Here is a 13,615-nt window from a genome sequence, read left to right on the forward strand (position 1 = left end):
GCTACGCCTCCGGTTTAGCGTTATGCTATAGTGACGCCCCTTTTTTAACCGGATGCTTATTTATTCGCCATGCAGCCTGAAACCCAGTCCTCCGCTTTTCCTGCTTATCGCTTCTCCATCGCGCCTATGCTCGACTGGACGGACAGACATTGCCGCTATTTCCTGCGTTTGCTGTCTCGCCAGACGCTGCTCTACACCGAAATGGTGACCACGGGCGCGATTATTCACGGTAAGGGTGACTATCTGGCTTACAGCGAAGAAGAGCATCCGGTTGCTCTACAGCTTGGTGGAAGCGATCCGGCTCAGCTTGCGCATTGTGCAAAGCTGGCGGAAGCGCGTGGCTACGATGAAATTAACCTCAACGTGGGGTGCCCCTCCGATCGTGTGCAAAATGGTATGTTTGGCGCCTGTTTGATGGGCAATGCGCAACTGGTCGCCGATTGTGTTAAAGCCATGCGTGATGTCGTCTCGATTCCGGTAACGGTAAAAACCCGCATTGGTATTGACGATCAGGACAGTTATGCGTTTCTGTGTGATTTCATCGATACGGTTTCCGGTCGGGGCGAATGCGAGATGTTTATTATCCATGCGCGCAAAGCCTGGCTTTCTGGCTTAAGCCCGAAAGAAAATCGTGAGATCCCGCCGCTGGATTACCCGCGCGTATACCAGCTAAAGCGGGATTTTCCGCACCTGACCATGTCCATTAACGGCGGCATCAAATCGCTGGAAGAGGCGAAGGAACACCTGCGCCATATGGATGGCGTCATGGTTGGCCGCGAAGCTTATCAGAATCCGGGTATACTGGCCGCGGTGGATCGGGAGATTTTTGGCGCCGATACCACCGATGCCGACCCGGTTGCGGTGGTTCGCGCGATGTATCCCTATATTGAGCGTGAATTGAGCCAGGGAGCGTATCTGGGGCATATCACTCGCCATATGCTGGGGTTGTTCCAGGGCATCCCCGGCGCGCGGCAGTGGCGTCGCTATCTGAGCGAAAACGCCCATAAAGCTGGCGCGGATGTTGCTGTACTGGAGCAGGCGCTAAAACTGGTGGCAGACAAGCGTTAAAAGTTCGCCAAAAATTAGTCAATCTCACCACGCACTGTGCAGTCTTGCAGGGCGTTTTCTTTATATATCAAAAACATAAATATTGGCATGATTTTTGTAATAGCTTACCTGACCAAACCCGGTAAGCGCCGTGCCGCCGGGCAATGCCATTTTTATGGGGAGCGACTATGCTGGAACTACTTTTTGTGCTTGGCTTTTTTCTGATGTTAATGGTGACGGGCGTCTCCTTGCTGGGCATTCTGGCCGCGCTGGTTGTAGCGACTGCCGTCATGTTCCTGGGTGGAATGTTCGCCCTGATGATCAAGCTGTTACCGTGGCTACTGCTGGCGGTGGCTGTGGTGTGGGTGATCAAAGCAGTAAAAACGCCAAAAATCCCTCAGTATCAGCGCAATAACCGTCGGTTTTACTAAGGTATTGAGCGGTTCGTCACAACCTGGAACTTTGCCCTCACAGGCAAATAGGAATCGATTATTAAATCTGTCATGATTGCGCAGGTAACGAATTCATCGCGCTGTACCCTACATACAGCCGAACAAAAAAAGAAAGGGCTTCCCGGGTGGAAGCCCAATTTCTTTGCAGAGCTATTACGGAATCAGCAGGCTTGAGCCCTGTGTGGCCCGGCTTTCCAGCACCTCATGTGCGCGACGGGCATCTTTTAACGCATAGCGTTGATTTTCAGCCACATCAACTTTAATCACGCCGCTGGCGATCAATGAGAACAATTCATTGCTGGCTTCGGTCAGTTCTTCACGTGTCGTAATATACCCCTGTAGTGAAGGTCGCGTGGCATACAGGGAACCTTTCTGATTCAGAATACCTAAATTCACGCCAGTGACGGGGCCGGACGCATTGCCGAAACTGACCATCAGTCCCCGACGTTGCAGGCAGTCCAGTGAGGCTTCCCAGGTATCTTTCCCCACGGAGTCATAGACCACGCGGACTTTTTTGCCGCCGGTGATCTCTTTTACCCGTTCGACAATGCTCTCCTCACGGTAATTAATTACCTGCCAGGCGCCAGCGTCCAGCGCCCGCTGCGCTTTTTGCGCGCTACCGACGGTACCGATAAGCTTCGCGCCCAGCGCTTTTGCCCATTGGCAGGCGATCAGACCGACGCCGCCCGCAGCGGCATGAAACAGGAAGGGTTCGTCGGGTTTCACTTCATAGGTTTTGCGCAACAGGTAAAAAACGGTCAACCCCTTGAGAAAAGAGGCTGCCGCCTGTTCGAAGGAAATGGCGTCAGGTAAAATCGCGGCTTTATCTGCGGGGACGTTATGGACGGAACTGTAAGCGCCGAGCGTTGACTGCGCGTAGACGACGCGATCGCCCACGCGAATGTGCTCCACGCCGTTGCCGACTTTACTGACCACACCCGCAGCTTCGGTTCCCAGGCCCGCAGGCAACGACGGGGGCGGATAGAGTCCGCTACGGATATAGGTGTCGATGAAGTTGATACCAATGGCTTTGTTCTCAACCTGGATTTCGTGTTCCGCCGGTTCCGTTGGCGTAAACTCCACGGTCTGAAGCACTTCCGGACCACCATGCTTGTGAAATTCAATACGCGTTGCCATGCTTCCTCCAAAAGAAATGTGGTAATCTTTCGACCCAATCACTATCTCGGTAACTCCATTCACTATGGCAGGAAATAAACCCTTCAACAAACCACAGACTGATGCCCGCGACCGCGATCCGCAGGTTGCCGGGATAAAAGTGCCGCCGCACTCGATTGAAGCGGAACAGTCGGTGTTGGGCGGTTTAATGCTGGATAACGAGCGCTGGGACGATGTGGCCGAGCGCGTGGTGGCGGAAGATTTCTATACCCGCCCGCATCGCCATATCTTTACGGAGATGGGGCGCTTGCAGGAAAGCGGCAGTCCTATCGACCTGATTACGCTCGCGGAATCGCTGGAGCGGCAGGGCCAACTGGACAGCGTCGGCGGCTTCGCCTATCTGGCGGAGTTGTCTAAAAATACGCCAAGCGCGGCGAACATCAGTGCTTATGCGGACATTGTGCGCGAACGCGCCGTGGTCCGCGATATGATCGCGGTGGCGCATGAAATTGCGGATGCCGGTTACGATCCACAGGGGCGCAATAGCGACGAACTGCTGGATCTGGCGGAGTCGCGCGTCTTCCAGATCGCGGAAAACCGGGCCAACAAAGACGAAGGTCCGAAAAGCATCGACCAGATTCTCGACGCCACCGTGGCGCGTATTGAGCAGTTGTTCCAGCAACCGCACGATGGCGTTACAGGCGTGGATACCGGCTATCAGGACCTCAATAAAAAGACGGCAGGGTTACAGCGTTCGGATTTGATTATCGTTGCGGCGCGCCCCTCCATGGGTAAAACCACTTTTGCGATGAACCTCTGCGAAAATGCGGCGATGTTGCAGGATAAACCGGTACTGATCTTTAGTCTGGAGATGCCCGGCGAACAGATCATGATGCGTATGCTGGCCTCGCTGTCCCGCGTCGATCAGACACGTATTCGTACCGGTCAACTCGATGATGAAGACTGGGCGCGAATCTCCGGCACGATGGGCATTCTGCTGGAGAAACGCAATATGTATATTGACGACTCCTCAGGTCTTACGCCGACAGAAGTCCGTTCGCGCGCGCGGCGTATTTTCCGCGAACATGGCGGGTTAAGTCTGATTATGATCGACTACCTGCAATTGATGCGTGTGCCGTCGCTTTCTGATAACCGTACTCTGGAAATCGCCGAAATTTCTCGCTCGTTGAAAGCGCTGGCGAAGGAACTACAGGTGCCGGTCGTGGCGCTATCGCAGCTTAACCGCTCCCTGGAACAACGCGCGGATAAACGTCCGGTGAACTCCGACCTGCGTGAATCCGGCTCTATTGAACAGGATGCCGACTTAATTATGTTTATCTACCGTGATGAGGTTTATCACGAGAACAGCGACTTAAAAGGCATTGCTGAAATTATTATTGGTAAGCAACGTAACGGTCCTATCGGTACGGTTCGTCTGACGTTCAATGGTCAGTGGTCGCGTTTCGATAACTATGCGGGACCGCAATACGATGATGAGTAACTCTCCGTCATTCTTTTAACAAGGAATTCAAATGCAAGCGGCAACAGTCGTCATTAACCGCCGCGCTCTGCGACACAACCTGCAACGTCTGCGTGAACTGGCGCCTGCCAGTAAGCTGGTTGCGGTGGTGAAAGCGAACGCTTATGGACACGGTCTTCTGGAGACCGCGCGAACGCTCCCTGATGCTGACGCTTTTGGCGTGGCGCGTCTGGAAGAGGCTCTACGTCTGCGAGCGGGCGGGATCACGCAGCCTATCCTGCTGCTGGAGGGTTTTTTCGACGCCGCCGATTTGCCGACCATTTCCGCGCAATGTCTGCATACCGCCGTACATAATCAGGAGCAGCTTGCCGCCCTGGAGGCGGTGGAGCTGGCGGAGCCGGTAACGGTCTGGATGAAACTGGATACCGGTATGCATCGTCTCGGCGTGCGCCCCGAAGAGGCGGAGGCGTTCTACCAGCGTCTGACGCACTGTAAAAATGTACGCCAGCCGGTGAATATCGTCAGCCATTTTGCCCGTGCGGATGAGCCGGAATGCGGCGCTACCGAACATCAGCTCGACATTTTTAATGCCTTCTGTCAGGGTAAACCCGGTCAGCGCTCTATTGCCGCGTCTGGCGGTATTCTGCTGTGGCCGCAGTCTCACTTTGACTGGGCGCGTCCGGGCATCATTTTGTATGGCGTATCGCCGCTGGAGCACAAACCCTGGGGGCCGGATTTTGGTTTTCAGCCGGTGATGTCCTTAACCTCCAGTTTGATCGCGGTGCGTGACCACAAAGCGGGCGAACCGGTGGGCTACGGCGGAACATGGGTAAGTGAGCGCGACACGCGCCTGGGCGTGGTGGCGATGGGGTATGGCGATGGCTACCCACGAGCGGCGCCTTCCGGTACGCCAGTACTGGTCAATGGCCGTGAAGTCCCGATTGTCGGGCGGGTGGCGATGGATATGATTTGCGTGGATTTGGGGCCAAACGCGCAGGATAACGCGGGCGATCCGGTGGTTTTATGGGGTGAAGGTCTGCCGGTTGAACGTATCGCTGAAATGACAAAAGTAAGTGCTTACGAACTTATCACGCGCCTGACCTCAAGGGTGGCGATGAAGTATATTGATTAAATACGCGGCGGGCCGGGTGGCGCCTGCGCTTATCCGGCTTGTATCGCGCATTGGCTGTAGGCCGGATAAGACGTTCACGCCGCCATCCGGCAATATGCGCATCCACCACAACATCCTCTCGATCTTCTCGTCCTTCCGGTTTATTGTGTTATTTCCTGCCCTCTGTAAACCTGGAGAACCATCGCGTGTTTCAAAAAGTTGACGCCTATGCCGGCGATCCGATTCTTTCACTGATGGAGCGTTTTAAAGACGACTCCCGTCACGACAAAGTAAATCTGAGCATTGGCCTGTATTACAACGAAGACGGGATTATCCCACAGCTTAAAACGGTGGCCGAAGCCGAAGCCCGGCTTAACGCGCAGCCGCATGGCGCTTCGCTGTACCTGCCGATGGAAGGACTCAATACTTATCGCCATACTATCGCGCCTTTGCTCTTTGGCGCCGATCACCCGGTTCTTCAGCAACAGCGCGTGGCCACTATCCAGACATTAGGCGGTTCCGGCGCGCTGAAAGTGGGCGCGGATTTCCTGAAGCGTTATTTCCCCGACGCAGGCGTATGGGTGAGCGACCCCACCTGGGAAAACCATATTGCGATATTTGCCGGGGCAGGATTCGAAGTGAGTACTTACCCCTGGTATGACGACGCGACTAACGGCATCCGTTTTAACGATCTGCTGGCCACGCTGAATACGTTACCTGCGCGCAGTATCGTGCTGCTGCACCCCTGTTGTCACAACCCGACCGGGGCGGATTTAACGCCTTCGCAATGGGATGCGGTGATTGAAATAGTGAAAGCGCGCGATCTGATTCCGTTCCTTGATATTGCCTATCAGGGGTTTGGCGCAGGCATGGACGAGGATGCTTACGCTATTCGCGCCATTGCCAGCGCTGGGTTACCTGCGTTAGTCAGTAATTCTTTTTCGAAGATTTTCTCGCTGTACGGCGAGCGCGTCGGCGGCCTGTCGGTGGTGTGTGAAGATGCTGAAATTGCCGCGCGGGTTCTGGGACAGCTAAAAGCGACGGTGCGCCGAATTTACTCCAGTCCGCCGTGTTTCGGCGCTCAGGTGGTCGCTACGGTCCTGGGCGATGAGGCGTTAAAAGCGGGCTGGCTGGCGGAAGTCGACGCGATGCGTAACCGCATTATATCGATGCGCCAGACGCTGGTGAAGGAGCTGAAGGCGGAGATGCCTGACCGCAACTTTGATTACTTGTTACAGCAGCGCGGTATGTTCAGCTATACCGGGTTAAGCGAGGAGCAGGTCGAGCGGTTGCGCGATGAGTTTGGCGTTTACCTGATTGCCAGTGGCCGCATGTGTGTCGCCGGGCTTAATGCTTCAAATGTACACCGCGTGGCGAAGGCATTTGCCGCTGTCATGTAATATTCAGGCCGGACGGCGATAACAGTGCCCTCCGGCCTGACAATAGCTGTTGTGATCATCCTCTTTTTTCGTAACAAAACCGCAGATAATCCTTCCTTTTGACCGTTACTGGCGTTATGGTCAGATAGTTTTTTGAGCAAAGACTCATCTTAATAATTATAATATTTTGAATTTTAAGGGAAAAGCATGAAAAAAATAACCCTGGCGCTGAGTGCCGTCTGTTTGTTGTTTACGCTAAACCATTCCGCGAATGCGTTAGTATCTTCCCCTTCGACGCTCAATCCGGGCACTAATGTTGCAAAACTCGCGGAACAAGCGCCTGTCCATTGGGTCTCTGTCGCCCAGATTGAAAACAGCCTCACCGGACGCCCGCCGATGGCGGTCGGCTTTGATATTGACGACACCGTGTTATTTTCCAGCCCCGGATTCTGGCGCGGAAAGAAAACCTACTCCCCGGACAGCGACGATTATCTGAAAAATCCGGCCTTTTGGGAAAAAATGAACAACGGCTGGGATGAGTTCAGTATTCCAAAAGAAGTGGCCCGACAGCTCATTGATATGCATGTTCGCCGTGGCGACAGTATTTACTTTGTCACTGGTCGTAGTCAGACGAAAACGGAAACCGTGTCGAAAACGCTGGCGGATAACTTCCATATTCCGGCGGCGAATATGAATCCGGTGATTTTCGCCGGCGATAAACCGGAACAAAATACGAAAGTACAGTGGCTGCAGGAGAAGAACATGCGTATCTTCTACGGCGATTCGGATAACGATATTACCGCGGCTCGTGATTGTGGTATCCGCGGTATTCGCATCCTGCGCGCGGCTAACTCCACCTACAAACCGCTGCCGCAGGCAGGAGCGTTTGGCGAGGAAGTCATTGTCAACTCGGAGTACTAAAAATCAGGAGAGCGACAGGCTCTCCTTTTTTGCATGATTTTTGCACAAACTTGCTCCGCTGGCTTTTACCTTTTCCAGACTTGCTGCACACTATTCAGGAGACGTTTGTTTTTAGGAAGGAGCAGCCTATGTGGTATCAGCGCACCATTACACTGAGCGAGAAGCCGCGCGGGTTTCATCTGATAACAGATGAAATTACCGATAAATTGTCTGGCTTACCGCCTGTCGAAACGGGTTTGCTGCATCTGTTGTTGCTACATACCTCGGCCTCGCTGACGTTAAACGAAAACTGCGATCCTACCGTGCGCGCTGACATGGAGCGCCATTTCCTGAAAACCGTTCCCGATAATGCGGCGTATGAACATGACTACGAAGGCGCGGATGACATGCCTTCGCATATTAAGTCGTCAGTATTGGGCGTCTCGTTGCTGCTGCCTGTACGCCAGGGGCGTTTACAGTTAGGAACATGGCAAGGTATCTGGTTGGGAGAACACCGTATTCACGGCGGTCCACGTAAAATCATCGCGACACTACAAGGGGAATGATAATGACCATTTCGGAATTACTGCAATACTGCATGGCAAAACCTGGCGCAGAGCAGAGCGTTCACAGCGACTGGAAAGCGACGCAAATTAAAGTGGAAGATGTACTTTTCGCGATGGTAAAAGAAGTTGAAGGACGCCCGGCAGCCTCTCTCAAAACCAGCCCGGAACTGGCAGAGTTGTTACGCCAGCAGCACAGCGATGTACGACCGAGTCGGCACCTTAATAAAGCGCACTGGAGCACGGTCTATCTGGACGGCTCGCTGCCGGATTCACAACTCTATTATCTGGTCGATGCCTCTTATCAACAGGCGGTAAATGCGCTGTCGGAAGATAAACGCAAGCAGTTGCCGCAGTCCTGATTATAGCGCGCCGACCAACAACGCCAGGGCGATATCAATGAGGCGGATGACCGTAGACCGGATACGGCTGCCGAGGGCGATTTGCGCATTATTGGCGCGTAGCCTGGCGAGGTCCCGCTGTCCTTCCAGCAGAATAATCATATCATCGTCGTCCAGCCAGCCGCGAGCATGTTCCTGAAGCGCGCGGGCGATAAACGCGGCGGACTCGCGGATACCGTCGTCGCTGTCTTCTCTTGCCTGCTTATACGCCTGGATAAACTCGGCAATCGCCGAGGAGGCTACAGGATGTTCGGCCCGGGCGGTGGTCATCAGGTAATGTATTTCGTTAATAGACGCCATTTTCATCTCCCTGAGTGCAGCGAGCGCCCCAATGCAGACACTCACCCTGTATGGCTAATTTCCAGACCTGATTATTTTGCTGTTGGTATCTCTCAGCCTGGATGTAAGTAAGTGGTTGCTTACGTTGCATAACCCGCGCATAAAGACGCAAATAGTGATTTTTCAGCAGCGCCAGATTATCGAGTCGGTGTTTATCCCCACCTTGACAGGCGACCCGCTCAGCCTGAAAAAATGTCTGACGGATATCGCGGTCATCCTTGAGCAGTGTCTCTTTTTGCCACGGTATTCGCGCCGCGTCCTGCAGGAAGCGGGTTGAGCGCGCTTGTAATAGCGTCAGTTGTTGAAAAGCCACGGCGCTAAAGCGGTCAGGCAGCGTACAGGCGGCTAAAAACAGGCACAGCAGTAGTGTGATTGCGTAGGGTAACTTCATGGTGTTTTCCATAACAGACCGTTTGCGCTATCACATGTCAGAGCGAGGCGGCACGCAAATCACAAATGCTCAACACGGATACAATGAGGTGGGATGAGGAAAAATGATGCCGCTTCCCGGCGAATCGGAAAGCGGCGTGAAGGTTATTTGAGCATAGGTTTAAGGAAGCGGGCGGTATGCGACGCCTCGCACTCCGCCACGGTTTCCGGCGTACCGGAGACGAGAATTTCGCCGCCGCCGCTGCCGCCTTCCGGGCCGAGGTCGACAATCCAGTCCGCCGTTTTAATGACGTCCAGGTTGTGTTCGATCACCACGATGGTGTTGCCCTGATCGCGCAACTGATGCAGAACGTCAAGCAACTGCTGAATATCGGCAAAGTGCAGGCCGGTGGTTGGCTCGTCGAGAATATACAGCGTCTGCCCGGTGCCGCGCTTCGACAGTTCGCGCGCCAGCTTCACGCGCTGGGCCTCGCCGCCGGAAAGCGTTGTCGCCGACTGACCAAGACGGATATAGGTCAGCCCCACGTCCATCAGCGTCTGCAGCTTACGCGCCAGCGCCGGAACCGCATCAAAGAACTCACGCGCTTCTTCAATGGTCATATCCAGTACTTCGTGGATGGTCTTGCCTTTGTACTTAATCTCCAGCGTTTCCCGGTTATAGCGCTTGCCTTTGCACTGGTCGCACGGCACGTAAATATCCGGCAGAAAGTGCATTTCGACTTTAATGACGCCATCGCCCTGGCACGCTTCGCAGCGACCGCCGCGCACGTTGAAGCTGAATCGCCCTGGCGTGTAGCCGCGCGAGCGAGACTCCGGCACGCCAGCAAAAAGCTCGCGAACCGGGGTAAAGACGCCCGTATAGGTCGCCGGGTTGGAACGCGGGGTGCGCCCGATTGGGCTCTGGTCGATATCGATCACTTTATCGAAATGTTCCAGCCCCTGAATATCCCGATACGGCGCCGGTTCGGCGATAGTCGCCCCGTTTAACTGACGCTGGGCGATGGGGAACAGCGTGTCGTTAATCAGCGTCGATTTACCGGAACCCGAGACGCCGGTGATACAGGTAAACAGCCCTACCGGTAGCGTAAGGGTCACATCTTTCAGGTTGTTGCCGCGCGCGCCGGTGAGTTTGAGCACTTTTTCTGGATTTGCCGGCACGCGTTGTTTCGGCACTTCAATTTTGCGTTTACCGCTCATGTACTGGCCGGTCAGCGATTCCGGTACCGCCATAATGGCTTCCAGCGGGCCTTCCGCCACCACCTCGCCGCCGTGAACGCCCGCGCCGGGGCCAATATCGATCACATGGTCGGCGGCGCGAATGGCGTCTTCATCGTGTTCCACCACAATCACGGTATTGCCAAGATTGCGCAGATGAATCAGCGTACCCAGCAGCCGTTCGTTATCGCGCTGGTGCAGACCGATGGACGGCTCATCCAGCACATACATCACGCCGACTAACCCGGCGCCTATCTGGCTCGCCAGACGAATACGCTGGGCTTCGCCGCCGGAAAGCGTCTCTGCCGAGCGGGAGAGCGTGAGATAGTTCAGGCCGACGTTCACCAGAAACTTGAGGCGATCGCCGATCTCTTTTAGCACTTTTTCGGCGATTTTCGCCCGTTGCCCGGAAAGCTTGAGATTAGTGAAAAAATCCATCGCATGGCCAATGCTCATATCGGAAATAGCAGGCAGCGGCGTATTTTCCACAAATACATGGCGCGCTTCGCGATTCAGTCGCGTGCCTTCACAGCTGGCGCAGGGGCGATTACTGATGAACTTCGCCAGCTCTTCGCGCACCGCGCTGGATTCCGTCTCTTTATAACGGCGCTCCATATTATGCAGCACGCCTTCGAACGGATGGCGGCGCACGGAGGTATCGCCGCGATCGTTCATATATTTAAATTCAATGTTCTCTTTGCCGGAACCGTACAGCACGACTTTATGTACGTTGGCGCTGAGGCTTGCCCACGGCGCATCTACGTCGAACTTATAGTGTTCCGCCAGCGACTTGAGCATTTGAAAGTAGTAAAAATTGCGACGATCCCAACCACGAATCGCGCCGCCTGCCAGCGACAGGTCGGGATTCTGGATCACGCGGTCCGGATCGAAATATTGCTGAACGCCGAGGCCGTCACAGGTCGGGCAGGCGCCTGCCGGGTTGTTAAACGAGAACAGACGCGGTTCCAGCTCGCGCATACTGTAGCCGCAAATCGGACAGGCAAAATTGGCGGAGAACAGAAGCTCCTCCGCTTTCTCATCGTCCATATCGGCAACAACCGCCGTGCCGCCGGATAATTCCAGCGCCGTTTCGAACGACTCCGCCAGGCGTTGGGAAAGATCGTTGCGAACTTTGAAGCGATCGATCACCACCTCAATGGTATGTTTCTTTTGCAGCTCCAGCTTCGGCGGATCGGAGAGATCGCAGACTTCGCCGTCAATACGGGCGCGAATGTAACCCTGGCTTGCCAGATTTTCCAGCGTTTTGGTGTGTTCGCCTTTACGCTCTTTAATAATCGGCGCCAGCAGCATCAGGCGTTTGCCTTCCGGCTGTGACAGCACGTTATCGACCATCTGGCTAACGGTTTGCGCCGCCAGCGGCACGTCATGGTCCGGACAACGCGGCTCGCCCACGCGGGCAAACAGCAGGCGCAGGTAGTCGTGGATCTCGGTAATAGTACCCACCGTAGAGCGCGGGTTGTGAGATGTCGATTTCTGTTCAATTGAGATCGCGGGCGATAGCCCCTCAATATGGTCGACATCCGGTTTTTCCATGAGCGACAAAAACTGCCGCGCGTAAGCGGAGAGCGATTCAACGTAACGACGCTGCCCTTCGGCATACAGAGTGTCGAAAGCCAGTGAGGATTTGCCTGAACCCGAAAGCCCGGTCACGACAATCAGTTTGTCGCGGGGGATGACGAGGTTAATATTTTTGAGATTATGGGTGCGGGCGCCCCGAACTTCGATCTTATCCATTCACCTTTCCCGGTAGAGACTCGGATGCCTGGTTTGTTTGAAGGACAAACGGCAGAAACGGCTAATTATGACACAATTTAACCTGTTTGAATATACAGTATTGGAATGCATCTTCAGCTAAAGTATGCAACAATATGAGGTTCGCGCGAGTGACCTGGAACCTGCATCGCAGCTATTAAAATGCTACGTGGAAATGGTACACTCACGCGTTTACACTATTTATGAAACGTATTCAGGAGACTCAATTATGGCCAGCAGAGGCGTAAACAAGGTGATTCTCGTTGGTAATCTGGGCCAGGACCCGGAAGTACGCTATATGCCGAGTGGCGGCGCTGTCGCCAACTTAACGCTGGCTACTTCTGAATCCTGGCGCGATAAGCAGACCGGCGAAATGAAAGAGCAGACTGAATGGCACCGGGTGGTGATGTTCGGCAAACTGGCGGAAGTGGCCGGCGAATATCTGCGTAAAGGTTCTCAGGTGTATATCGAAGGTCAATTGCGTACCCGCAAGTGGACCGATCAGAGTGGCCAGGAACGCTATACGACTGAAATTAACGTTCCGCAGATCGGCGGCGTGATGCAGATGCTGGGTGGTCGCCAGGGCGGCGGCGCACCGGCAGGCGGTCAGCAGCAGGGGGGTTGGGGTCAACCGCAACAACCTCAGCAGCCGCAGGGCGGCAACCAGTTCAGCGGCGGCGCGCAGTCGCGTCCACAGCAATCCGCGCCAGCGCCGTCTAACGAACCGCCAATGGATTTTGACGACGACATTCCGTTCTGATTTTTGGTAAAAAACTCAAAGCGTTATTTGCATTTTCGCTATAGTTCTCGTCTGCTGAAATGCCTGGTGTAAACCAGGCATTTTCTTACCTGGTATTATTGTCTTTGTATCCCTTTCAAAAAAGAGAAGCGCATATCTTACGGAAAAATGTCGCTTATCGCCTCTGGCCGACTCGCCTCGGCACATCATTATCCAGCCGAAGTTCATAAATGTACTGCAATAACCCGGATTGTCTTAAATATGAAAGAGAAATCTCATCTGCAAAATATATAATTTATAGCCATTTTTTGACAACAAAAAGATATTATAAAATAACGGTAGAGAAGGGGCGGTATTATCAATAGTTAATTAAATGTTTGCTTTAGCTTGTGATGAGCTCAAATATGATATGTGTATCTTGCTTTATTTTTAATTGCTGAAGATAAAATTGTTACTTATAGCTGGCTTTATATAAAAAATGGTTTTATTTGTGTGTTTTTTTACGCAATTCTGATTTTTTACTCCCCACTTATTATATTTTCAATGATTTAAGTTATATTGAAGTCCCTATGACCCTATGTTTTAATTGTGAAAATTCATTTTATCCTCTGGAGGCAAATTTATTAAATACGTATGGTTATAACGCGTATTAAAAAGAAATATGTCCTTAAAATGATTTAGAGTTTCAATGATTAGCTAACAAATCTATT

At 53.4% G+C, this 13,615-nt stretch carries 13 protein-coding genes; 9 read left to right on the plus strand and 4 right to left on the minus strand.

Going from position 1 to position 13,615, the window contains the following annotated elements; translation table 11 throughout:
• The first annotated feature begins 69 nt into the window (after window positions 1-69).
• A complete protein-coding gene (gene dusA / locus ACLJRS_RS14280; protein WP_001182227.1) occupies window positions 70-1,068 on the plus strand; it encodes a tRNA dihydrouridine(20/20a) synthase DusA in 999 nt (332 codons plus the stop codon).
• Between the two features lie 167 nt (window positions 1,069-1,235).
• Window positions 1,236-1,478: an envelope stress response protein PspG gene (gene pspG, locus ACLJRS_RS14285; protein WP_000891414.1), complete on the plus strand. Its 243-nt coding sequence runs from the start codon at window positions 1,236-1,238 to the stop codon at window positions 1,476-1,478.
• Window positions 1,479-1,652: 174 nt separating this feature from the next.
• Here pspG and ACLJRS_RS14290 read toward each other — a convergent pair whose 3' ends face one another.
• The gene (locus ACLJRS_RS14290) at window positions 1,653-2,636 is read right to left on the minus strand and encodes a quinone oxidoreductase (protein ID WP_000235555.1); all 984 of its coding nucleotides are present in this window, start codon (window positions 2,634-2,636) and stop codon (window positions 1,653-1,655) included.
• 64 nt (window positions 2,637-2,700) lie between these two features.
• Here ACLJRS_RS14290 and dnaB point away from each other — a divergent pair, with 64 nt between their 5' ends.
• The 6 genes from dnaB (at window position 2,701) to ACLJRS_RS14320 (ending at window position 8,410) form a co-directional block, all read left to right on the plus strand.
• Window positions 2,701-4,116 (plus strand): replicative DNA helicase, encoded by a 1,416-nt coding sequence (gene dnaB, locus ACLJRS_RS14295; protein ID WP_000918353.1) that lies wholly within the window; start codon window positions 2,701-2,703, stop codon window positions 4,114-4,116.
• Window positions 4,117-4,147: 31 nt separating this feature from the next.
• Window positions 4,148-5,227, plus strand: coding sequence for an alanine racemase (gene alr, locus ACLJRS_RS14300; protein WP_001147297.1), 1,080 nt, complete (start codon window positions 4,148-4,150; stop codon window positions 5,225-5,227).
• A 185-nt stretch (window positions 5,228-5,412) separates the two neighbouring features.
• Complete coding sequence (gene tyrB, locus ACLJRS_RS14305) at window positions 5,413-6,606, plus strand: aromatic amino acid transaminase (protein ID WP_000486910.1); 1,194 nt, start codon at window positions 5,413-5,415, stop codon at window positions 6,604-6,606.
• A gap of 186 nt (window positions 6,607-6,792) precedes the next feature.
• Complete coding sequence (gene aphA, locus ACLJRS_RS14310; protein WP_000724435.1) at window positions 6,793-7,506, plus strand: acid phosphatase AphA; 714 nt, start codon at window positions 6,793-6,795, stop codon at window positions 7,504-7,506.
• Between the two features lie 128 nt (window positions 7,507-7,634).
• Window positions 7,635-8,051 (plus strand): secondary thiamine-phosphate synthase enzyme YjbQ, encoded by a 417-nt coding sequence (locus ACLJRS_RS14315; RefSeq protein WP_000270393.1) that lies wholly within the window; start codon window positions 7,635-7,637, stop codon window positions 8,049-8,051.
• A 2-nt stretch (window positions 8,052-8,053) separates the two neighbouring features.
• On the plus strand, window positions 8,054-8,410 hold the full coding sequence (locus ACLJRS_RS14320; RefSeq protein WP_000155666.1) for an MmcQ/YjbR family DNA-binding protein: 357 nt from the start codon (window positions 8,054-8,056) through the stop codon (window positions 8,408-8,410).
• Here the strand turns inward: ACLJRS_RS14320 and ACLJRS_RS14325 are convergent, their stop codons facing one another.
• From ACLJRS_RS14325 to uvrA, 3 genes are all read right to left on the minus strand, one after another.
• A complete protein-coding gene (locus ACLJRS_RS14325) occupies window positions 8,411-8,749 on the minus strand; it encodes a hypothetical protein (RefSeq protein ID WP_000146597.1) in 339 nt (112 codons plus the stop codon).
• Window positions 8,736-9,191, minus strand: coding sequence for a hypothetical protein (locus ACLJRS_RS14330; protein ID WP_000432191.1), 456 nt, complete (start codon window positions 9,189-9,191; stop codon window positions 8,736-8,738). The genes ACLJRS_RS14325 and ACLJRS_RS14330 overlap by 14 nt, the downstream gene beginning before the upstream one ends.
• Window positions 9,192-9,322: 131 nt before the next feature.
• On the minus strand, window positions 9,323-12,148 hold the full coding sequence (gene uvrA / locus ACLJRS_RS14335; protein WP_000357725.1) for an excinuclease ABC subunit UvrA: 2,826 nt from the start codon (window positions 12,146-12,148) through the stop codon (window positions 9,323-9,325).
• Window positions 12,149-12,395: 247 nt separating this feature from the next.
• Here uvrA and ssb1 point away from each other — a divergent pair, with 247 nt between their 5' ends.
• Entirely contained in the window at window positions 12,396-12,926 is a 531-nt protein-coding gene (gene ssb1 / locus ACLJRS_RS14340; protein ID WP_000168322.1) for a single-stranded DNA-binding protein SSB1, read from the plus strand.
• Window positions 12,927-13,615: the final 689 nt, after the last annotated feature.

Origin of the sequence: Salmonella sp. SAL00670, assembly GCF_046552235.1 — a bacterium.
In the GTDB taxonomy this organism is placed as follows: Bacteria; Pseudomonadota; Gammaproteobacteria; order Enterobacterales; family Enterobacteriaceae; genus Salmonella; species Salmonella enterica.

Excerpts from the sequence above, each read along its gene's own strand:
- aphA (WP_000724435.1), top strand. The coding sequence starts at position 6,793 with ATGAAAAAAATAACCCTGGCGCTGAGTGCCGTCTGTTTGTTGTTTACG.
- ACLJRS_RS14290 (WP_000235555.1), bottom strand. The coding sequence starts at position 2,636 with ATGGCAACGCGTATTGAATTTCACAAGCATGGTGGTCCGGAAGTGCTT.
- ACLJRS_RS14315 (WP_000270393.1), top strand. The coding sequence starts at position 7,635 with ATGTGGTATCAGCGCACCATTACACTGAGCGAGAAGCCGCGCGGGTTT.
- ACLJRS_RS14320 (WP_000155666.1), top strand. The coding sequence starts at position 8,054 with ATGACCATTTCGGAATTACTGCAATACTGCATGGCAAAACCTGGCGCA.
- dnaB (WP_000918353.1), top strand. The coding sequence starts at position 2,701 with ATGGCAGGAAATAAACCCTTCAACAAACCACAGACTGATGCCCGCGAC.
- ACLJRS_RS14325 (WP_000146597.1), bottom strand. The coding sequence starts at position 8,749 with ATGGCGTCTATTAACGAAATACATTACCTGATGACCACCGCCCGGGCC.
- dusA (WP_001182227.1), top strand. The coding sequence starts at position 70 with ATGCAGCCTGAAACCCAGTCCTCCGCTTTTCCTGCTTATCGCTTCTCC.
- uvrA (WP_000357725.1), bottom strand. The coding sequence starts at position 12,148 with ATGGATAAGATCGAAGTTCGGGGCGCCCGCACCCATAATCTCAAAAAT.
- ssb1 (WP_000168322.1), top strand. The coding sequence starts at position 12,396 with ATGGCCAGCAGAGGCGTAAACAAGGTGATTCTCGTTGGTAATCTGGGC.
- alr (WP_001147297.1), top strand. The coding sequence starts at position 4,148 with ATGCAAGCGGCAACAGTCGTCATTAACCGCCGCGCTCTGCGACACAAC.
- pspG (WP_000891414.1), top strand. The coding sequence starts at position 1,236 with ATGCTGGAACTACTTTTTGTGCTTGGCTTTTTTCTGATGTTAATGGTG.
- ACLJRS_RS14330 (WP_000432191.1), bottom strand. The coding sequence starts at position 9,191 with ATGGAAAACACCATGAAGTTACCCTACGCAATCACACTACTGCTGTGC.